General features: G+C 33.7%; 30 protein-coding genes and 2 pseudogenes. All 32 read left to right on the top strand.

The annotated features are described in order from the left end of the window. The first annotated feature begins 4 nt into the window (after nt 1-4). The 32 genes and pseudogenes from tuf (at nt 5) to ribB (ending at nt 18,047) form a co-directional block, all read left to right on the top strand. Complete coding sequence (tuf, locus tag Wcon_RS02060; protein ID WP_114517041.1) at nt 5-1,177, top strand: elongation factor Tu; 1,173 nt, start codon at nt 5-7, stop codon at nt 1,175-1,177. A 14-nt stretch (nt 1,178-1,191) separates the two neighbouring features. Continuing rightward, nucleotides 1,192-1,512 (top strand): 30S ribosomal protein S10, encoded by a 321-nt coding sequence (gene rpsJ, locus Wcon_RS02055; protein ID WP_047758936.1) that lies wholly within the window; start codon nt 1,192-1,194, stop codon nt 1,510-1,512. A 9-nt stretch (nt 1,513-1,521) separates the two neighbouring features. Further along, nucleotides 1,522-2,244: a 50S ribosomal protein L3 gene (rplC, locus tag Wcon_RS02050; RefSeq protein ID WP_047758935.1), complete on the top strand. Its 723-nt coding sequence runs from the start codon at nt 1,522-1,524 to the stop codon at nt 2,242-2,244. Nucleotides 2,245-2,246: 2 nt separating this feature from the next. Beyond that, nucleotides 2,247-2,861 carry a 50S ribosomal protein L4 gene (gene rplD / locus Wcon_RS02045; protein WP_047758934.1) on the top strand — a complete coding sequence of 205 codons (615 nt, stop codon included), beginning with the start codon at nt 2,247-2,249 and terminating at the stop codon, nt 2,859-2,861. Further along, nucleotides 2,858-3,145 carry a 50S ribosomal protein L23 gene (locus tag Wcon_RS02040; protein ID WP_047758933.1) on the top strand — a complete coding sequence of 96 codons (288 nt, stop codon included), beginning with the start codon at nt 2,858-2,860 and terminating at the stop codon, nt 3,143-3,145. The genes rplD and Wcon_RS02040 overlap by 4 nt, the downstream gene beginning before the upstream one ends. Nucleotide 3,146: 1 nt before the next feature. Continuing rightward, nucleotides 3,147-3,971 carry a 50S ribosomal protein L2 gene (rplB, locus tag Wcon_RS02035; protein ID WP_114517040.1) on the top strand — a complete coding sequence of 275 codons (825 nt, stop codon included), beginning with the start codon at nt 3,147-3,149 and terminating at the stop codon, nt 3,969-3,971. 3 nt (nt 3,972-3,974) lie between these two features. After that, a complete protein-coding gene (gene rpsS, locus Wcon_RS02030; RefSeq protein WP_114517039.1) occupies nt 3,975-4,259 on the top strand; it encodes a 30S ribosomal protein S19 in 285 nt (94 codons plus the stop codon). 5 nt (nt 4,260-4,264) lie between these two features. Next, a pseudogene (gene rplV / locus Wcon_RS02025) lies at nt 4,265-4,616 on the top strand (50S ribosomal protein L22). Nucleotides 4,617-4,655: 39 nt separating this feature from the next. After that, complete coding sequence (gene rpsC, locus Wcon_RS02020; protein ID WP_047758930.1) at nt 4,656-5,276, top strand: 30S ribosomal protein S3; 621 nt, start codon at nt 4,656-4,658, stop codon at nt 5,274-5,276. Nucleotides 5,277-5,287: 11 nt separating this feature from the next. Continuing rightward, nucleotides 5,288-5,701: a 50S ribosomal protein L16 gene (gene rplP, locus Wcon_RS02015; RefSeq protein ID WP_114517038.1), complete on the top strand. Its 414-nt coding sequence runs from the start codon at nt 5,288-5,290 to the stop codon at nt 5,699-5,701. Between the two features lie 11 nt (nt 5,702-5,712). After that, nucleotides 5,713-5,916, top strand: coding sequence for a 50S ribosomal protein L29 (gene rpmC / locus Wcon_RS02010; RefSeq protein ID WP_114517037.1), 204 nt, complete (start codon nt 5,713-5,715; stop codon nt 5,914-5,916). Continuing rightward, the gene (gene rpsQ / locus Wcon_RS02005; protein ID WP_114517036.1) at nt 5,909-6,139 is read left to right on the top strand and encodes a 30S ribosomal protein S17; all 231 of its coding nucleotides are present in this window, start codon (nt 5,909-5,911) and stop codon (nt 6,137-6,139) included. Before rpmC ends, rpsQ begins: the two co-directional genes overlap by 8 nt. An 18-nt stretch (nt 6,140-6,157) precedes the next feature. Next, nucleotides 6,158-6,517, top strand: coding sequence for a 50S ribosomal protein L14 (rplN, locus tag Wcon_RS02000; protein ID WP_114517035.1), 360 nt, complete (start codon nt 6,158-6,160; stop codon nt 6,515-6,517). Then, the gene (gene rplX, locus Wcon_RS01995) at nt 6,517-6,834 is read left to right on the top strand and encodes a 50S ribosomal protein L24 (protein WP_047758925.1); all 318 of its coding nucleotides are present in this window, start codon (nt 6,517-6,519) and stop codon (nt 6,832-6,834) included. Before rplN ends, rplX begins: the two co-directional genes overlap by 1 nt. Nucleotides 6,835-6,840: 6 nt before the next feature. Further along, nucleotides 6,841-7,375 (top strand): annotated as a pseudogene (gene rplE, locus Wcon_RS01990) (50S ribosomal protein L5). 32 nt (nt 7,376-7,407) lie between these two features. Beyond that, the gene (gene rpsN / locus Wcon_RS01985; RefSeq protein WP_114517034.1) at nt 7,408-7,701 is read left to right on the top strand and encodes a 30S ribosomal protein S14; all 294 of its coding nucleotides are present in this window, start codon (nt 7,408-7,410) and stop codon (nt 7,699-7,701) included. A gap of 21 nt (nt 7,702-7,722) precedes the next feature. Next, the gene (gene rpsH, locus Wcon_RS01980) at nt 7,723-8,118 is read left to right on the top strand and encodes a 30S ribosomal protein S8 (protein WP_114517033.1); all 396 of its coding nucleotides are present in this window, start codon (nt 7,723-7,725) and stop codon (nt 8,116-8,118) included. Between the two features lie 16 nt (nt 8,119-8,134). Further along, nucleotides 8,135-8,680: a 50S ribosomal protein L6 gene (gene rplF, locus Wcon_RS01975; RefSeq protein WP_114517032.1), complete on the top strand. Its 546-nt coding sequence runs from the start codon at nt 8,135-8,137 to the stop codon at nt 8,678-8,680. 5 nt (nt 8,681-8,685) lie between these two features. Beyond that, complete coding sequence (gene rplR, locus Wcon_RS01970) at nt 8,686-9,057, top strand: 50S ribosomal protein L18 (protein ID WP_114517031.1); 372 nt, start codon at nt 8,686-8,688, stop codon at nt 9,055-9,057. Between the two features lie 12 nt (nt 9,058-9,069). Beyond that, entirely contained in the window at nt 9,070-9,582 is a 513-nt protein-coding gene (gene rpsE / locus Wcon_RS01965; RefSeq protein WP_114517030.1) for a 30S ribosomal protein S5, read from the top strand. 3 nt (nt 9,583-9,585) lie between these two features. Continuing rightward, complete coding sequence (gene rplO, locus Wcon_RS01960) at nt 9,586-10,056, top strand: 50S ribosomal protein L15 (protein ID WP_047758918.1); 471 nt, start codon at nt 9,586-9,588, stop codon at nt 10,054-10,056. A gap of 3 nt (nt 10,057-10,059) precedes the next feature. Continuing rightward, nucleotides 10,060-11,388, top strand: a complete 1,329-nt coding sequence (gene secY / locus Wcon_RS01955) for a preprotein translocase subunit SecY (protein WP_114517029.1) — start codon at nt 10,060-10,062, stop codon at nt 11,386-11,388. Beyond that, complete coding sequence (locus Wcon_RS01950) at nt 11,385-12,026, top strand: adenylate kinase family protein (RefSeq protein WP_114517028.1); 642 nt, start codon at nt 11,385-11,387, stop codon at nt 12,024-12,026. Before secY ends, Wcon_RS01950 begins: the two co-directional genes overlap by 4 nt. A gap of 59 nt (nt 12,027-12,085) precedes the next feature. Next, a complete protein-coding gene (gene rpsM / locus Wcon_RS01945) occupies nt 12,086-12,454 on the top strand; it encodes a 30S ribosomal protein S13 (RefSeq protein ID WP_114517027.1) in 369 nt (122 codons plus the stop codon). Nucleotides 12,455-12,478: 24 nt separating this feature from the next. After that, on the top strand, nt 12,479-12,865 hold the full coding sequence (gene rpsK, locus Wcon_RS01940; protein WP_114517026.1) for a 30S ribosomal protein S11: 387 nt from the start codon (nt 12,479-12,481) through the stop codon (nt 12,863-12,865). 21 nt (nt 12,866-12,886) lie between these two features. Beyond that, nucleotides 12,887-13,954: a DNA-directed RNA polymerase subunit alpha gene (locus Wcon_RS01935; protein WP_114517025.1), complete on the top strand. Its 1,068-nt coding sequence runs from the start codon at nt 12,887-12,889 to the stop codon at nt 13,952-13,954. Between the two features lie 7 nt (nt 13,955-13,961). Continuing rightward, a complete protein-coding gene (gene rplQ, locus Wcon_RS01930) occupies nt 13,962-14,390 on the top strand; it encodes a 50S ribosomal protein L17 (protein ID WP_114517024.1) in 429 nt (142 codons plus the stop codon). A 23-nt stretch (nt 14,391-14,413) separates the two neighbouring features. Further along, nucleotides 14,414-14,767: a YraN family protein gene (locus Wcon_RS01925; RefSeq protein ID WP_114517023.1), complete on the top strand. Its 354-nt coding sequence runs from the start codon at nt 14,414-14,416 to the stop codon at nt 14,765-14,767. A 38-nt stretch (nt 14,768-14,805) separates the two neighbouring features. After that, nucleotides 14,806-15,357, top strand: coding sequence for an ATP synthase F1 subunit delta (gene atpH / locus Wcon_RS01920; RefSeq protein ID WP_114517022.1), 552 nt, complete (start codon nt 14,806-14,808; stop codon nt 15,355-15,357). Next, nucleotides 15,354-16,895: a F0F1 ATP synthase subunit alpha gene (atpA, locus tag Wcon_RS01915; RefSeq protein WP_114517021.1), complete on the top strand. Its 1,542-nt coding sequence runs from the start codon at nt 15,354-15,356 to the stop codon at nt 16,893-16,895. Before atpH ends, atpA begins: the two co-directional genes overlap by 4 nt. A gap of 9 nt (nt 16,896-16,904) precedes the next feature. Beyond that, complete coding sequence (greA, locus tag Wcon_RS01910) at nt 16,905-17,399, top strand: transcription elongation factor GreA (protein WP_114517020.1); 495 nt, start codon at nt 16,905-16,907, stop codon at nt 17,397-17,399. A 3-nt stretch (nt 17,400-17,402) separates the two neighbouring features. Then, nucleotides 17,403-18,047, top strand: a complete 645-nt coding sequence (ribB, locus tag Wcon_RS01905) for a 3,4-dihydroxy-2-butanone-4-phosphate synthase (RefSeq protein WP_114517019.1) — start codon at nt 17,403-17,405, stop codon at nt 18,045-18,047. Nucleotides 18,048-18,107: the final 60 nt, after the last annotated feature.

Genomic DNA, 18,107 nt, shown 5'->3' with positions numbered 1-18,107 from the left:
AATTATGACAGCAGTAGTAGAAGCATTTGACAAGCCGCATGTAAATGTGGGAACGATAGGACATGTGGATCATGGAAAGACAACGTTAACAGCGGCAATAACAAAACATTACGGGAACTTTATAGCATATGATCAAATAGATAAAGCGCCAGAAGAAAGAAAGAGGGGAATAACAATAGCAACAGCGCATGTTGAATATCAGACGGAAAAAAGGCATTATGCACACGTTGATTGTCCTGGGCATGCTGATTATGTAAAGAATATGATAGTAGGTGCAGCACAGATGGATGCAGCAATATTGGTGGTGTCGGGGGTTGATGGGCCAATGCCACAAACGAGAGAGCATATATTGCTGGCAAAGCAGGTGGGTGTTGGATATATCGTGGTATACATAAATAAAGCTGATGTTGCTGATGCTGATATGATAGATTTAGTGGAAATGGAAGTGAGAGAGTTGCTGAGCAAGTACGGATTTCCGGGGGATGAAGTACCTGTGATAGTTGGTTCAGCACTCAAGGCGCTGGAGGATGATAGCAGTGAATATGGAAAGAAATCAATAGACAAATTGATGGGAAAATTAGATGAATATGTGGAGGTTCCATCAAGGCCTGTAGATTTACCATTTTTATTGCCAATCGAAGATGTATTTTCGATATCGGGGCGTGGGACGGTAGTAACGGGAAGGATAGAAAAGGGAGAGATAAAAACAGGTGATGAGATAGAGATAATAGGTCTAAAAGCGACGCAAAAGACGATATGTACTGGTGTAGAAATGTTTAAGAAGTTGCTGAATAAGGGGAGTGCGGGGCTGAATGTGGGGATATTACTAAGGGGGACAAAGAGAGAGGAGGTGGAAAGAGGGCAAGTATTAGCAAAATCGGGGACAATAACGCCGCATAAGAAATTTAACGCGGAGGTATATATATTGAAGAAAGAAGAAGGAGGAAGGCATACACCATTTTTTGCGAATTACCAGCCACAGTTTTATTTAAGGACAACGGATGTAACTGGGAGCATAAAATTGCTAGATGGGAAGGAGATGGTAATGCCAGGAGATAATGTGAGTGTAGAAGTAGAATTGCAAGCACCAATAGCAATGGATAAGGGGTTGCGTTTTGCGATAAGAGAAGGTGGTAGAACTGTTGGTTCTGGTGTGGTTTCGGAAATTTTGGAGTAAGTGTAATAATTGAGATGAAGCAAGATATATACATTAAGATTAAGGCTTTCGATTGTTCTTTATTAGAGGAGTGTGTTCGAAAATTTGTTGATGAATTAAAGCGGTCTAGTGCAAAATTATCTGGTCCGATTGCGTTGCCAAGAAAAGATTCTAAATTTATTGTTAATAGATCTCCTCACGTTGATAAAAAATCTCGTGAACAATTTGAAATGAGAATTTCCAAGCGTTTAATTGTCTTGCATGATCTTACTCCTACTATGATGCAGATGCTTACAGGTTTATCTTTTTCTGCTGGCGTGGAAGTGGATCTAAAAGTTAAGGAAGTTAAGGTTTAGGAAAAGGAAATGAAGAGAATAAATTCGCTGAGGAGAATTGGTTTATTAATGACGAATATTGGTCATACTGCTATATACTCTGATAATAGTCGCATGGCTGTAACTTTATTGCATCTCAGCGAAACTTATATTATTGGTATAAAAAGACAAGATAAATGTGGCTACAATTCAGTCATTTTAGGTGCAGGAGATTTTAAAAATATAGCAAAACCTCAGTTGGAATATTTAAAGAAAAATGGTATAAATAATAAATGCAAGTTATACGAAAGTAGATTAAATGACCTGTTGGGAATAGAATATGGTAAAAAGGTGGGAATTAATCATTTTGTAGTTGGTCAATATCTTGATATTACGGGTTATTCTGTAGGTAAAGGGTTTGCTGGTGTGATGAAACGGCATAATTTTAGTGGGCTTAGGGCATCTCATGGTGTTTCTATTGCTCATAGATCGCAAGGTTCTACTGGTCAATGTCAGGATCCTGGTAGAGTATTCAGAGGAAAGAAAATGGCTGGTCATTTAGGTAATAGCAGAGTAACTGCACAAAATATGAAGATATTATCTATTGATTATGAAAATAGTATAATTGCTGTAAAGGGTAACAATGTTCCTGGGTTTAAAAATTCTTATGTTTTTGTGAGAGATGCAGTTAAAAAATCTTTACATAAAGATGCTCCTTTTCCGGTGGGTTTGCTGTTAGATGCAAATGATGATACTAGTAATTTGGTGAGTTAGTTATGGAATGTAATTTGGTTAATCTATCTAATAATAATGTAGGTACTGCTCAGCTTAACCCTTTGATATTTTCTGCCAAGCAAAATTTGAGTATTTTGCATGATGTAGTGAGATGGCAATTAGCAAAGAGAAGAGTTGGTACTCATAAAACAAAAGGTATCAGTGATGTTTCTGGCACAACAGCTAAACCTTATGGTCAAAAACGTACTGGTAGAGCAAGACAAGGGAGTTTGCGATCTCCTCAATTTAGAGGTGGTGGGGTTATTTTCGGCCCTGTTGTGAGGGGTCATGCTTATTCTCTTAATAGAAAGGTACGCAAATTTGGTTTAAAAATTGCTTTATCTCTAAAATATTTAAATAATCAAGTGATTATTCTGGATAATTTAAATGTTGATGTGAAGAAAACATCTGAAATGTGTGAATATATTAAAAATTTTAAATTTTCTTCCTTTTTGATAGTTGGGAATTATGGAGATAATTTGTTGCGTGCTGTTAGAAATTTGCATTATGTGGACTTAATCAAACCTATTGGGTTAAATGTCTTTGATATATTGAATCATGAATGTGTGATGTTAACAAAAGATACTTTAAAGCATCTTGAAGGTAGATTATTATGATCAAATATAATAATATAATAAAATCTCCTATAATTACAGAAAAGGCCTCTTTTTTGAGGGAGAAGTTTAATAAATATTCTTTGTATGTTTTTGTGAATGTAAATAAGTGTCAAATAAAGTCGGCAATAGAGTCTCTATTTAATGTTAAGGTTTCTTCTATAAATGTTATTAAAGTAAAACCGAAATATAGGCGTTTCAGGGGTGTGATTGGTTGTGAAAAACAGAAAAAAAAGGTTTATTTTTCTTTGATAGATGGTCAGAAATTAGATATAATGAGTGTTTAATATGGGTATGAAATTTTTTAATCCTGTTACTCCGTCTTCTCGTGGGACTGTATTAATAAGTAAAGCTGGTTTATCAAAAGATAAGCCAGAAAAGTCTCTTGTATCTGGTAAGAAATCCAGTGGTGGAAGGAATAATCAAGGTAGAATTACAACTCGTCACAGGGGTGGTGGTCACAAGAAGAAGTATAGGATGATAGATTTTAAACGTAATAGAAGTGGTCGGGGTGTAGTTGAAAAAATAGAGTATGACCCAAATAGAAGTGGGTTTTTAGCATTGATATCATATGAAGAAGATGATACTAAGTCTTATATATTAGCTCCTCAAGGTATGAAGCTTGGTGATATTGTTACAGTTGGAAATGATGCTGATATTCTACCAGGTAATTGTTTGTTATTGAAATATATACCTGTTGGTTCCTTTGTTCATAATATTGAGCTGAAACCAGGTAATGGTGCTGCGATTGCTAGAGCTGCCGGTTGTTATGCGCAAATTGTTGGGCGTGATGGTCAGTATACTTTATTGCGACTTAGGTCTGATCAAGTTAGGCTGGTTTTATCTTCTTGTAAAGCTACTATTGGTGTAGTTTCTAACTCTGATCATAAGAATAGAAAGCTAGGTAAAGCTGGGAGAAGTAGGTGGCTTGGAATTAGACCTACTGTGCGTGGGGTTGCGATGAATCCGGTTGATCATCCTCATGGGGGTGGAGAAGGAAAAACTTCTGGTGGTCGTCATCCTGTTACTCCTTGGGGTGTTTCAACTAATGGTAGGAAAACTAGAAAGAAAAACAAACCTAGTAATAAATATATAAAGCAATTAAAAGGGTAATTTATGAGTAGATCTGCGTGGAAGCCGCCTTTTTGTCATCCTTCTGTAATAAGAGCAGTAAAAGCTGCTTTAAAGAAAGGGCTTGTTAATATGGTCATAAAAATTCGCTCTAGAGCTTCTGTAATCCCTCCTAGTTGTTTGGGTTTAAAGTTTGCTGTTTATAATGGTAAGGATTACATTCCTGTTAATGTTAATGATCAGAATATGATAGGTCATAAATTTGGTGAATTTTCACCCACTCGTAAATTTACTGGGCATAGTGGTGATAAGAAGGCAACAAGAAGGTGATTGATATGAAAAACAGAGATGTAATAGTTAAGGCTGGTTCTAGGGTTTTAAAATCAACTCCTCGTAAATTGAATTTGGCTGCTGATTTAGTACGTAATAAAAAAGTTTCTTTTGCTAATATACAATTAAGATTTTGCGAAAAAAAAAGCTGCTGATTTTATAATGAAGGTATTGAATTCTGCAATTGCTAATGCTCAAAATAACTATGGATTGGACATTGATAATTTATATATAAAAGAAATTTTAATAGGTAAGTCTCTTACTTTGCGTAGAGTATATCCAAAAGCTATGGGTAGGGCTAATAGAGTTAGTAAACGTTATAGTAATATAACTGTAAAATTGGGGGTAATTATATGATTCATAAAAATGGAAAATTAATAAGGAAAGTGTAAAAATATGGGACAAAAGGTTAATCCTATAGGGTTTAGGTTGCAAGTAAATACTAATACCTGGAATTCAATTTGGTATGCTGAAAAGGGTTATAAACAGGGATTACATCAAGATCTATTTATTCGCAGTTATATAAATAAATCTTTTAAGCATGCTGGTGTTTCTAAGGTAGTTATAGAGCGTACGGTCAATTTAGTGTCTGTAATAATACATTCTTCTAGGCCTGGAGTGATAATAGGTAAGAAAGGGTCAGATATTGAGAAGATAAAGCAAAAAATAGCTGAAAAAGTAAAAAGTAATGTTGAAGTGAATGTAGTAGGAGTTAAAAGATCTGAAGTAGATGCAGCTTTAATAGCAAACAGCATTGCACAACAGTTAGAAAAAAGGGGTTCATTTAGAAGAGCGATGAAAAAAGCTATTCTAAGTTGTTTGAGGATGGGTGCTAAAGGTATTAAGGTGAGTTGTTCTGGGCGTCTTAACTGTGCTGAGATAGCTCGTACTGAATGGTATAAAGAAGGTCGTTTGCCTTTGCACACTTTACGTGCTAATATAGATTATGCTTTTTGTGAAGCGAAAACTATATGTGGTATTATAGGAGTTAAAGTTTGGGTTTATATTGGTAGTTAAGGTATATTGAAATGTTTGTTCCCAAAAAGAGTAAATATAAAAAGGTGTTTAAAGGGCGAATTAAGGGTAATGCGAAGGGTGGTAGTACATTATCTTTTGGAGATTATGGCTTAAAAGCTGTGGAAGTAGGTAAGGTTCAGTCTAAGCATATTGAAACTGCAAGACGTGTAATATCTAGAACGTTAAAACGCTCTGGTAAAGTGTGGATAAGAACTTTTCCTGATACCCCGGTTAGTAAAAAGCCAGCAGATGTACGTATGGGTAAAGGGAAAGGTAGTGTTGAATTTTGGATATTTAAGGCTAAGCCTGGTAGGGTTTTATTTGAAATTAGCAGTGATGTTCCAATGCATTTAGCAAAATTGGCGCTTGAAAAGGCAACTGCTAAGCTTCCTATGAAGTGTAAATTTGTATCTAATCATGATTGAATGGAGTTGTAATGGATATACTTGAAGTTGAATCAAAATCTTCACAAGAGTTACATGGAATTCTTGTGAATTTGAGAAAAGAATTTACTAGTTTGGTTTTTCAAAAAAAATTGGGGCAATGTAGCAATGTTTCACGTTTTAGCTTAATAAGAAAAAGCATAGCTCGTATTCTAACTGTATCAAATAGAAGAAGGAGAAAGGAAAAAAATGCCTAAGAAGATTTTTTCTGGTACTGTAACTAAGGCTGAGTGTGATAAGACTGTAAAGGTTTCAGTATTGCAAGTGTATAAGGATAAGCTGTATAAGAAGGTTATCAAAAAATATAAGAAGTATACAGCACATGACAAAAATAATAGTTGCAAAAAAGGGGATAGGGTTTTAATACAGGAACATAAGCCTCTTTCTGCTACTAAAAGATGGGTTGTGATCAATAGCTAAGATGGAATAGGTGTTTATATGATTCAAAAAAATACATTATTAGAAGTAGCTGATAATTCTGGTGCGCGTGAAGTGCTTTGTATTGGCTTGTTAGGTGGTAGGAAATCTGCATCTGTAGGTGATGTGATTATTATATCTACTAAATCTATTAATCCAAAAGGTAAAGTTGAAAAAGGAAAGGTATATAAAGCAGTTGTTGTTAGAGTGAAAAATAGTGTTAAGAAATCTGATGGCTCTGTAATTCGTTTTTCCAGCAATGCTGTGGTTTTAATTAATGATCAAGGTGAGCCGCTTGGTACTCGGGTGTTTGGTCCAGTAAAAAAGTTATCATCTGGTTCTTTTATGAAGATAATGTCATTAGCTGTTGAGGTTTTATAATGAGTGCTAAAATAAAAAGTGGTGACGATGTTATAGTTTTAACTGGTAAGGATAAGAGAAAAATTGGTAAGGTAATCAAAGTTATAACACGTGATGCTAAAAAGAAAGTAATTGTTTCTGGCGTAAATGTGCATAAAAGACATACTAAACCAAAAGCTGGTAGTAGTGGTGGTGTATTAAATAAAGAGTTAGCTGTTGATATATCCAACGTTGCAACATTGGATCCTAAGTATAAAACTCCAACTAGAGTAGGGTTTAAGGTTATAGATGATAGAAAAGTTCGTTTTGCAAAAGTTTCTGGAGAAGTAATAGATTAGGTTGATATGTTTAAAGAGTTATATAAAAGTAGTATAGTAAAGTCTCTAAAGGATAAATTCAATTACGACAATATAATGCAAGTACCTAAACTTGTTAAAGTATGTATTAATATGGGTGTTGGGGATGCTGCTGCAGATAGTAAAGCGATAAATGAGCCATTTGATAATCTATATTTGATTGCTGGGCAAAAGCCTGTGTCAACTTTTGCAAAAAAAATCTATTTCTGGTTTCAAGATTAGAAAAGGTGCTACAGTAGGTTGCAAAGTAACGTTGCGTAGAAATAAAATGTATGAGTTCTTAGAAAGATTGATATATATTACTTTACCAAGGGAAAAAGATTTTAGAGGATTTAGTGTGAAGCAATTCGATGGTAATGGTAATTTTTCCTTTGGTATCAAGGAGCATATCTCATTTTTAGAAATAGACTATGATAAAATAAGTAAAATTAGAGGTATGGATATTAATGTTATAACAAGTGCGGTTAGTGATAGAGAAGCAAAGGAGTTATTACTAGCTTTTAGGTTTCCTTTTTTTGATTAATTGAGAGAAAAAATATATGGCAAAAAAAATCTATGGTACAGAGGAATCTTCGTAGAATGAAGCTATGCGCTCAGTATAGGGAGAGAAGGGAAGAGTTGAAATCTATAATGAATAATAAGAAGATATCTCTTGACGAGAGGTTTGCTGCTCAAAACAATCTGATTAAAAAATTGCCTAGAGATTCTTCTAAAACCAAAATTAGAAATAGGTGTGCTTTAACTGGGAGACCAAGAGGGGTATATAGAAAATTTGGTTTATGTAGAATTGTTTTGCGTGATTTATGTTCTTTTGGGCAAGTTCCAGGAGTTACAAAGTCTAGTTGGTGAATATAATATAAGGAGTATATTGTGGCGTTATCTGATAGTATTGGTGATTTTTTAACAAGGATACGTAATGCTCAATTAGCAGTGCATAGAACAACAATAGTGTTGTTTTCCAAACTAAATTCTTCTATATTGAAGATTTTAAAAGATGAAGGATATATCCTTGATTATCAAAAAGAAGTTATAGGTAATATACCTTCTTTCATTGTAAAGTTGAAGTACTATGAAAAGTCATCTGTAATTAGTGACATAGTTAGGGTGTCAAAGCCTGGTTGTCGTTTTTATTCTAAGTATAAGGACATTTCTAAAGCATATAATGGTCTTGGTATTTTTATTATATCTACATCGAAAGGAGTGATGACTGATTATAACGCGCGTAAATTAAAGGTTGGTGGAGAAGTTTTGTGTCGTGTGTTTTGAATGATAGGAGAAATATATGTCTCGTATAGGTGCTGCACCTATTAATATTCCTGCTGATTTTTCAGTTGAATATAATGATGGTAGGATATTAATAAAAAATGCTAGGGCAGAAAAGGAGCTGAGCCTGTGTGGTAACATTCTGTGTCAGGTAGTTGATAATCAATTATTACTTTCTGTTGATCAAAATAGCGATGATTATGATCAAATAAAATCTATGTGGGGTACTTGTAGAAGTAATATTAATAATATTATTAACGGTATGGTTAATGATTTTTCTGTTAATCTTGAAATTAATGGTGTTGGGTATAAAGCAGAGTGTGATGATAAGTATTTGACTTTGTATCTTGGTTATAGCCATAATGTTAAGTATAAAGTGCCTAAAGATGTTGAGATTAAGTGTATAAAGCCAACTCATTTAGTGATTCGCGGTATGGATAAGCAAAAAGTCTATATGGTGGCTTCTGATATATGCAAAATTAGAAAATATGATCCTTATAAAGGTAAGGGTATTAGAATAAAAGGCAAATTTATGCCGCGTAAGGTTGTAAGTAAAAAGAAGTAATTAAAATGAAAAGATTGTATAATTTTTTAAGTAATGCTAAGAAAAGGAAGTTACGTAATAGAAAGAAGCTCAATAATGGTGTTGAGCGTTTACGTATATCCATATTTAAGTCTAATAAACATTTTTACGTTCAGTTGATTAACGATGCAAAAGGAATCACCATCACTTCTGCTTCTACTTTGGATGCTAAAATTAGGGGCATATGTAAAGGTAGGGTCAATCCTGAAACTATAAAGCAAGTTTCTTCTTTAATGATTGAGCGTCTGTCTGGTATGAAATTGGAGCAGCGGTTTGCGTTTGATCGTGGTGCATATAAATATACAGGATTAATTTCTCAATTTGCTGAAGCTTTAAGAAGCTCTGGATTTGAATTTTAGAAGGTTTTGAGTATGGCTATAAAGAATTTACAAAATAATAATGATTTATTAGAGCTTTTAGTTTCAGTGCGAAGAGTAACAACGGTTACCAAAGGTGGTAGAAGATTTTCATTTTCAACTTTGGTGGTTGTTGGTGATGAGAAGGGTAGGGTAGGATGTGGAATAGGTAAGCATGCAGAGGTTGCTGAAGCAAGAGTGAAAGCTGTAAATGCTGCAAAGAAGTCGATGATTAGAGTGTACTTACGTGAAGGTAGAACTTTACATCATGATATTAAAGCTAAATTTTGTTCTGGTGAGATAGTTTTAAGAGCTGCAAGGGCTGGAACAGGTATTATTGCTGGTGGAGCAATGAGGTTGGTTTTTGAGGTATTAGGTATAAAGGATGTGGTAGCTAAATCTACTAGATCAAATGATCCTCATAATATTATATGTGCAGTGTTTAAGGCTTTTGGTGTTATGTTATCTCCTCGCCAAGTGGCAGGCAAGAGGGGTAAAAAGATTAGTGAGATAGTTGAAAATAGGTAAAGTATGAATGATGCTGTAAAATTAAATTCTATATTTACCAAATTATCTAAGAAAAAAAAGCCTAAATTGTTAGGTAGAGGTATTGGTTGTGGTAAAGGTAAAACATCCGGTAGAGGACATAAGGGGCAGAAAGCTAGAAGTGGGGTTTCCATAAATGGTTTTGAAGGTGGGCAACAGTCTATATATACTCGTTTACCTAAAAGAGGTTTTAAGCCTATACGCAAAAATGTATACTCTATATTTAATGTTGGTGATGTACAGCGTTTAATAGAAGCTAAAAAAATAGTAAAGGACTCTATCATAGATAAGCAGTTGCTACATAAGTTAGGTTTTATCAGATCTATTAAGAGCGAAATAAAACTTCTTAATAAAGGTAAATTGAGCGAAAAATTTGTGTTTCATGTTGATTTTGCATCGGAAGCTGCAAAAAGATCTGTAACTTCAGTTGGTGGTAGTGTGGAAATACTATCGTAAATCATGAACAGTAAATTTGCATTTAATAGTTTGGATTCTACGTTATTATATAAAGGTGATTTATTAAAGCGTATATTTTTTACGCTAATGGCTTTAGTTTGTTATCGTTTAGGTACTTATGTACCTATTCCTGGAATTAACCTTGATATAATCAATGATATATTTCCAAAAGAGAGTTTTGGTGTTTTTGGAGTATTTAATTTATTTTCTGGTGGCGCTTTAGCTAGGATGACAATTTTGGCATTAAACGTTATGCCATACATAGTTGCATCCATAGTTATGCAATTATTATCTTCTGCCGTTAAAGGAATCAATGAAATTAAAAATGATGGAGAGTTGGGACGTCGAAAAATGAACTCTTATATACGCTATATGACTATAGTGTTTTGTATCTTTCAATCAATTACGATCCTAATAGGGTTAGAAAGAATGAATAGGGAAGGGGTATTAGTTGTAGTCGAACCTGGTATTATGTTTCATACTATAGGTGTCTTTAGCCTTTTAGGTGGAACTGTATTTTTAATATGGCTTGGTGAGCAGATCAGTGTTAGCGGTATAGGTAATGGTATCTCATTAATCATTTTTACTGGCATAATATCCGAATTACATAATGCTTTGTCATCTCTGTTAATATTAAATAAAAATGGTAGCATGTCGTTATTCATTATCCTTTTTGTTGTAGTATTGTTTTTTTTACTGCTCCTTTTAGTTATTTTTACAGAATCTTCTTATAGAAAAGTAATTGTTAAATATCCCAAAAAACAGTTTAAAAAATTACATAATGACGATTTTACTTATATTCCATTGAAGATCAATTTATCTGGTGTCATACCAACTATTTTTGCTAATGCAATTCTATTAACGCCTATTTCAATCGCAAGTTTCTATAAGGGTCATGCCATTGCTGATTTTATTTTAAATTACTTTATGGCAAATAAAGTAGTGTACATCATAACTTACTTAATACTTATAGTATTTTTTAACTTTTTCTATACCAATTTTGTATTTAATCCAGAAGAAAATGCTGACTTTCTTAAGAAAAATGGTGGTTTTATTCCTGGTAGAAGGCCTGGAAAACATACTTCTGATTATCTTCAAGATATAGTTTTCAAATTAACATTTATTGGGTCTGCGTATTTGGTGGTAATATGTACTATACCTGAAATTATGAGGTATCATTATGATATACCATTTATTTTTGGTGGAACGAGCTTGCTGATTATAGTTAACGTTATTACTGATACTATTATGCAAGTACAATCTTATATTTTTTCGAATAGGTACGACAGTTGGATAAAGAAATATGAGTCTAAAACAAGGAGACTGAAGTGATTATTACAATTTTTGGTCCTCCTGGCTCTGGTAAGGGTACTCAGTCCAGTTTATTAATAGCAAAATATAATTTGAAATTAATTTCAGTAGGAGATTTATTAAGGAATATTATATCTAGCGCAAGTAAATTAGGTAAAGAAATAAAGGATACTGTCGAATCTGGTAATTTAATTCAAGATGAAGTTATATGTAGATTATTGTGTGACCAGCTTGCATCAATAGATGGTAATTTTTTGTTGGATGGTTTTCCAAGAAATTTAAACCAGGCTCATTTTTTAACTCAAATTTTGCAAGAAAGATGTAATAGGGATGTTGATGTTGTAATTGAGTTGCAGCTTGATGATAATATTGCAATTGATAGATTAAAAGATCGTCTTACGTGTTTGGATTGTAAAAGTATATATAGTATATCTTCTTTTAAAAATACTACTTGTGCTAAATGTAAAAGTACGAGGTTAGAGAAGAGAATTGATGATGCTAATATGTCTGCAATTAATAAGAGAATAAGAGAATATTACTTTCAGATGAAGGATTTACGCGAGTATTATAAGGGCAAATTGTTAACAATTAACGCTAATTTGAGTATTGATAGAGTAATGCAAGAGATTGAAAGTAAAATTTCTTGTAATTTGGTTTGACTATAAGTTGTTTTATGGTATAAATTAAGAGTTATTATTAATAAAGTATCGAGGTATCAGTGGCACGTATTGCAGGTATAAATGTTCCGGTAAAGAAGTGTGTTCCTTTTGCATTAACTTATATATATGGTATAGGTATTACTACTGCGAATATAGTTTGTCATGCTTGTGAAGTTGATAAGCGCAAGCGTGTTTCAGAATTACGAGATGAAGATATAGAGAAAATCAGTAATTTTATTAGGCAAAGTTATGTCATAGAGGGTGATCTCAGAAAAGAAGTGGCTATGAACATAAAATCTTTAGTGGAAATGGGGTGTTATAGGGGAGTAAGGCACAGAAAGGGTTTGCCTGTGAGAGGACAAAGAACTCATACTAATGCTAAAACTCGTAAAGGCAGATCTAGGTTGCCTGTTGCTGGGAAAAAATAAAATTTGTTATTATCGTGGGTTTTTATGAAAAAAGTTAAAACGTTTGGTAAGAATATAAAAGCGTTTATTAATGGTGTTGTCCATATTCGTGCAACTTTTAATAATACTTTTGTAAATGTAACCGATGTTTATGGTAATACGCTGTACCAAACTTCTGTTGGTGCATGTGGTTTTTCTGGTTCGAGAAAATCCACACCTTATGCTGCAGGTAAGGTTGCCGATTTTGCTGCGAAGAAAGTAATAGACGGATTTGGTATGAAGGTTGTTTCTGTAATAATTCGCGGTCCTGGTTTTGGTGCAGAAGCTGCAGTTAAAGCACTTCGGAGCTGTGGGTTGACTGTAACTTCAATTGCAGATGAAACGCCAATACCTCATAATGGGTGCAGGTTAAGGAAAAAAAGAAGAGTATAAGATATTTGAAAGGTTTATTTTATGTATTATAGTGATAATGTTTCTTTCTGTGGAAATTTAGATAAGTTAACTAAGCCTAATTCAATTAAGATAATATCAGGTGATTCAAGTAAAAAAAGTGATGTGGTCCTAGAACCTTTGGAAAGTGGTTTTGCTTTAACATTAGGTTATGCATTAAGGCGTACAATGTTATCTTCTCTTTGCGGTAGTGCTGTTTATGGAATAAAAATTGAAGGTGTGAATCATGAATTTACTTCGATTCAAGGAGTTAGGGAAGACATAACTAATATAGTATTAAATATGGGCATGTTGAGATGTAAGTTAAATAACACGTCTAATAAGTGCTTAAATTTGAGCGCTAAAGGGCCTTGTCAAGTATTAGCTGGAATGATAGAAACTGATGACCAATGCTCTATTATTAATAAAGATTTGGTGATATGTACACTAGGGCAAGATGTAGAGCTTAACATCACTATATATGTTGCTAACGGAAAAGGTTATCTTCCTGTAACTAAATATAAAGAAAATGAATTTTTAAAGCTTATGAGTGAACAAGATTTAATTGGTTTTATTCCAGTTAATGCTTTATATAGCCCTGTCGAGAGGGTTTCGTATAGAGTAGAGAATAGTCGTGTTGGTCAAGTTACTGATAAAGATAAGCTGATATTATCAATTGAAACTGATGGTACAATCTCTCCAAGTCAAGCTATTGACTATGCTGCAAGGATATTACAGGAACAATTTCAGCCTTTTATTAGTTCTGATGTAAGTTATAAAAAATCGCAGGTTTCTTCGTCTAATGGTGTTAAAGATTTGGGCTATGATCCTGTCTTATTGCGTAGAGTAGATGAACTGGAATTATCTGTTAGGTCTCATAACTGTCTGAAAAACGCAAACATCATTTATATAGGTGATCTTGTTCAAAAGACGGAAGCTGAACTGTTAGGAACTTCTAATTTTGGCAGAAAGTCTTTGAATGAAATCAAGCTAGTTTTAAATAGTTTAGGTTTGTTTTTGGGTATGAATGTGCCAAATTGGCCACCTAAAGATATAGATGAACTAGCTAAACAACATACTGATGAGGATTAGGTAGTATATGAAACATGGAATAAAAAAAAGTAAATTGTCTCGTTGTGCCGAGCATAGATTATCAATGTTAAAGAATCTATCTATCTCATTAATTAATCATGAGCAGATTGTAACTACTTTACCAAAGGCTAAAGCACTTCGTCCATATGTGGAAAAGTTTATTACAATTGCTAAGAATAAGAATTCTTTACACGGTAGAAGGCTTTTGCTTTCACGTCTTCATAATAGTAAGTTAGTAGTTGATAAATTATTAAACGTTTTAGCTAACCGTTATCAAGACCGTAAAGGTGGGTATTCTAGAATAATAAAATTTGGTACTCGAAAGGGTGATTGCGCTCCAATGGCAGTAATAGAGTTAATTGATAGGGATATTTCAGCAAAAGGTGAGATTTACAGTAAAAATAAAAAAGGAGGTAAAGTAGTTACACAAAGTTAATTATTATCGTAATTGTTCTTTTTATGGTAGGTAGATTGCGCTACTTTGTAGGTTGCTGTGGTGAATTATTAGTTTTAGTATACTTAAAACTCAAGTTCTATAATGTTATAAAACGTCGTTACCGTTGTAAGTTGGGTGAAATTGACTTAATTGTATCTAAAAAAAAGGAGCTGATTTTTATAGAAGTTAAAACAAGTTTACTTGGAAAAGAAATACCGATATCTCATCTTCAATGTCAGTCTATTATAAATTCTTCTAAGTATTTCTTAAGTAAAAATCTTGATTTTTTAGATTATTCAGTCAGATATGATTTATGTTTTCTTTCCTTAAAGAGAAGACCTATTTATATAAAAAGTGCTTGGATTGAAGAATGGTAGCTGAAATAACTTAGATTTACTAGAATAGGTAATTTTATATGAAAAGCAATAATTTAGTTTCATCTTATGCTAGAGCGCTGTTTTATGTCTCAGAAAATAAGCTAGGTACTATAAGAAAAGAGGTAGAATTTTTATTGGCTTTTTTTAAAGATCGACATGATGTTTTGATATGCCTATCCTATCCTATGACTTCTCTTGCAAAGAAAAAAGAGGCAATACTTTTTATAAATGAGAACTTGAGTGAAAACTTAGTGAAGTTTATTATGGTTACACTTGCAAATAAGCGCTCCCGTTTATTAATCCTTATATTAGAGAAATTCTTAAGTCTTGTAAGGGAAAGTGAAAATGAATTGGAAATCACTATAAAATCAGCAGAGGTTTTAAGGAAACCTGATATAAAAATAATTACTGAATCTTTGAGCTTTCTTGGTAAAATAATAAAAGTCAGTAATGTGGTTGACCCTTCTATACTAGGTGGTTTCGTAGTTAGGTATGGTTTTAATTTAATCGATGCTTCGCTAAAAAGTTACTTAGATAGATTAGTTGGCTTAAGTAAAATGGAAATATTAAAAGTAAGGAATTGTGTATGAAGAACGGTATGAATTTTTCCGAGATAGAAAGTATAATAAGAGAAAAAGTTGAGACATTTGATAATCCTATAAAGCGGGAAAGTATAGGTGAAATAATTTCAGTAACAGATGGTATTGCATTGGTTTATGGGCTGGAAAAAGCAAAGTTTGGTGAAAAGGTATTTTTTGCAAGCGGTGTAGAAGGAATAGTTCTTGATTTAGATCATGATACAGCTGGAATAGTTGTGCTTGGCAATGACCGTGATGTAAAAGAAGGGGAGGTTGTAAAATGTAGTGGCGATGTTGTACAAGTGCCTGTAGGTCATGAATTATTAGGGAGAGTTGTAAATGCGCTGGGCCATCCTATAGATGATGGCGGAGAAATTAGAGCCAAAAACAAAATGAATATAGAATCTAAAGCGCCAGGCATTATTGATCGTAAATCTGTGCATGAACCTCTGCAAACGGGAATTAAGATTATAGATTTGCTAATTCCAATAGGTAGAGGGCAACGTGAATTAATTATTGGCGACAGACAAATCGGGAAAACTACTATCGCGCTTGATACTATCATTAATCAGAAGAAGATAAATGACGAAGTAGAAAAAAATCAAAAAGTTTATTGTGTTTATGTTGCTATCGGACAAAAAATTTCAACAGTGGTAAAAGTGGTAAACAAGCTAAAAGAAAGTGGAGCATTAGAGTATACAACTGTAGTTGTCGCTAGTGCATCTGACTGCGCGCCTATGCAATTTTTAGCACCTTATACCGGTTGCACTATTGGAGAATTTTTCCGTGATAATGGAATGCATTGCTTGGTGGTATATGATGATTTATCTAAGCATGCTGTGGCATATAGGCAGATGTCCTTATTGCTCAGACGTCCTCCTGGTCGTGAAGCCTATCCTGGAGATATATTCTATGTACATTCTCGCTTGCTTGAAAGAGCTGCTAAAATGTCTGATGAAAAAGGACATGGGTCTTTGACTGCTTTGCCGATTATTGAAACTCAGGCCGGTGATGTATCTGCATATGTTCCAACTAATGTGATTTCAATTACCGATGGGCAAATTTTTCTTGAGTCTGAGTTGTTTCACAAAGGATTTCGCCCTGCGGTGAATATAGGTTTATCAGTTTCTCGGGTTGGCTCTGCTGCACAATTAAAATCTGTGAAAAAAGTTGCTGGCTCTGTAAAGCTAAGTTTGGCTCAATATAGAGAATTGGAAGACTTTGCTAAATTTGGTTCTGATCTTGATGCTAGTGTTCAATTGTCGTTAGACAAGGGTAAATGTCTTATTGAACTATTAAAGCAAAAACAGCATTCACCTATGTCAATAGAAGAGCAAGTAGTGCTCATGTATATCTTTTCTAATCTATATGATCAATTAAGTAAGATACAGATAAGCAGTATCAATAAATTCGAGTACAATCTTATCAATTATTTTCAAACTGTGCATCCTGGAGTTTTAAAAAAGTTGTCAAATGACATGAGTGATGATATAAAAGGTGATATTTTTAACATTGTGAGTAATTTCGTTACTCAATTTAATTGCGTTTAGGTGGTGATTATGGCTTCATCCATTATTAATAAATTTCCTATGACGAGGGAAGGTTTTGAGAATATGCAAGCCGAACTTGAAAAATTAAAGGAAGAAAAACCTTCTGTGATACAGGCTATTTCTGATGCTCGTGATCAAGGTGATTTGTCTGAAAATGCAGAGTATCATGCAGCACGGGAAAGGTTAGGTTTTATTGAAGGCCGTATAATGGAGATAGAAAGTAAGCTCTCACATGCGGAAGTAATAGAAGTAAAAAATTTGTCTGGTGATTCAGTAATGTTTGGTGCAACTGTGACATTAAGCATGTTAAGTGATAATAACGGTGAAGTGGAATATGTTTATAAGATTGTAAGTGGGTATGAAGCTGATGCTTCAAAGCAGTTGATCTCTACCGATTCACCACTCGGGAGTGCTTTAATTGGCAAAAAAGTCGGTGAGTATGTGGAAGTGATAGTGCCAAATGGAGAAAAATTGTATAAAGTAGTTAAGATTGAATTTAAGTAAATTATGGTACAGGCCACTTATGCTTTAATGAGTCTACCTGGTATTTCTTCTGTGGAAGATGTATTAGAGGACGCTCGTTCTGGTAAATTGTTCATTTTAGTTGATGATGAAAATAGAGAGAATGAAGGTGATTTGGTTGTTTTAGCTGAAAAAGTAAAACCAGAACATATGGCTTTTATGGTTAAGTACGGTACAGGGATTGTTTGCTTAGCAATGACTAAATTTCACATGAAAAGGTTGGGCCTTAATTTCATGGAAAAGAAAAATATTGGTGAAAATCATACCGCATTTACTACATCAATTGATGCACGTTATGGCATTACAACTGGTGTTTCAGCAGAGGATAGAACGAAAACTATACATGCTGCTATCAACAAGGATGGCACTCAGGATGACATCATAACTCCAGGTCATGTTTTCCCTGTAATTACACATAAAGGTGGGGTGGCACAACGTGCTGGTCATACTGAAGCGAGTGTTGAAATAGCGAAGTTAGTAGAGTTTGATCATTCAGCAGTTATTTGTGAATTAGTGAATGATGATGGCTCTATGATGCGTTTACCTAGATTACTTGAATTTGCTGAACAACATAAGATTAAGTTAACTACAATCGATAAACTTATCAGTTACGTTAAAAAGTTAAACTAACGTTTATAGATTCGTATAGTTTAAGTGTTAAAATGTGAAATTCCTAAAAGTTATACAAAC

Source organism: Wolbachia endosymbiont of Cylisticus convexus (assembly GCF_003344345.1).
This window is presented reverse-complemented; position numbering and strand designations above follow the sequence as displayed.

Bases quoted from the DNA above. Each gene is read 5' to 3' on its own strand.
- tuf (WP_114517041.1), top strand. From the start codon at position 5: ATGACAGCAGTAGTAGAAGCATTTGACAAGCCGCATGTAAATGTGGGA.
- rpsJ (WP_047758936.1), top strand. From the start codon at position 1,192: ATGAAGCAAGATATATACATTAAGATTAAGGCTTTCGATTGTTCTTTA.
- rplC (WP_047758935.1), top strand. From the start codon at position 1,522: ATGAAGAGAATAAATTCGCTGAGGAGAATTGGTTTATTAATGACGAAT.
- rplD (WP_047758934.1), top strand. From the start codon at position 2,247: ATGGAATGTAATTTGGTTAATCTATCTAATAATAATGTAGGTACTGCT.
- Wcon_RS02040 (WP_047758933.1), top strand. From the start codon at position 2,858: ATGATCAAATATAATAATATAATAAAATCTCCTATAATTACAGAAAAG.
- rplB (WP_114517040.1), top strand. From the start codon at position 3,147: ATGGGTATGAAATTTTTTAATCCTGTTACTCCGTCTTCTCGTGGGACT.
- rpsS (WP_114517039.1), top strand. From the start codon at position 3,975: ATGAGTAGATCTGCGTGGAAGCCGCCTTTTTGTCATCCTTCTGTAATA.
- rpsC (WP_047758930.1), top strand. From the start codon at position 4,656: ATGGGACAAAAGGTTAATCCTATAGGGTTTAGGTTGCAAGTAAATACT.
- rplP (WP_114517038.1), top strand. From the start codon at position 5,288: ATGTTTGTTCCCAAAAAGAGTAAATATAAAAAGGTGTTTAAAGGGCGA.
- rpmC (WP_114517037.1), top strand. From the start codon at position 5,713: ATGGATATACTTGAAGTTGAATCAAAATCTTCACAAGAGTTACATGGA.
- rpsQ (WP_114517036.1), top strand. From the start codon at position 5,909: ATGCCTAAGAAGATTTTTTCTGGTACTGTAACTAAGGCTGAGTGTGAT.
- rplN (WP_114517035.1), top strand. From the start codon at position 6,158: ATGATTCAAAAAAATACATTATTAGAAGTAGCTGATAATTCTGGTGCG.
- rplX (WP_047758925.1), top strand. From the start codon at position 6,517: ATGAGTGCTAAAATAAAAAGTGGTGACGATGTTATAGTTTTAACTGGT.
- rpsN (WP_114517034.1), top strand. From the start codon at position 7,408: ATGGTACAGAGGAATCTTCGTAGAATGAAGCTATGCGCTCAGTATAGG.
- rplF (WP_114517032.1), top strand. From the start codon at position 8,135: ATGTCTCGTATAGGTGCTGCACCTATTAATATTCCTGCTGATTTTTCA.
- rplR (WP_114517031.1), top strand. From the start codon at position 8,686: ATGAAAAGATTGTATAATTTTTTAAGTAATGCTAAGAAAAGGAAGTTA.
- rpsE (WP_114517030.1), top strand. From the start codon at position 9,070: ATGGCTATAAAGAATTTACAAAATAATAATGATTTATTAGAGCTTTTA.
- rplO (WP_047758918.1), top strand. From the start codon at position 9,586: ATGAATGATGCTGTAAAATTAAATTCTATATTTACCAAATTATCTAAG.
- secY (WP_114517029.1), top strand. From the start codon at position 10,060: ATGAACAGTAAATTTGCATTTAATAGTTTGGATTCTACGTTATTATAT.
- rpsK (WP_114517026.1), top strand. From the start codon at position 12,479: ATGAAAAAAGTTAAAACGTTTGGTAAGAATATAAAAGCGTTTATTAAT.
- Wcon_RS01935 (WP_114517025.1), top strand. From the start codon at position 12,887: ATGTATTATAGTGATAATGTTTCTTTCTGTGGAAATTTAGATAAGTTA.
- rplQ (WP_114517024.1), top strand. From the start codon at position 13,962: ATGAAACATGGAATAAAAAAAAGTAAATTGTCTCGTTGTGCCGAGCAT.
- Wcon_RS01925 (WP_114517023.1), top strand. From the start codon at position 14,414: ATGGTAGGTAGATTGCGCTACTTTGTAGGTTGCTGTGGTGAATTATTA.
- atpH (WP_114517022.1), top strand. From the start codon at position 14,806: ATGAAAAGCAATAATTTAGTTTCATCTTATGCTAGAGCGCTGTTTTAT.
- atpA (WP_114517021.1), top strand. From the start codon at position 15,354: ATGAAGAACGGTATGAATTTTTCCGAGATAGAAAGTATAATAAGAGAA.
- greA (WP_114517020.1), top strand. From the start codon at position 16,905: ATGGCTTCATCCATTATTAATAAATTTCCTATGACGAGGGAAGGTTTT.
- ribB (WP_114517019.1), top strand. From the start codon at position 17,403: ATGGTACAGGCCACTTATGCTTTAATGAGTCTACCTGGTATTTCTTCT.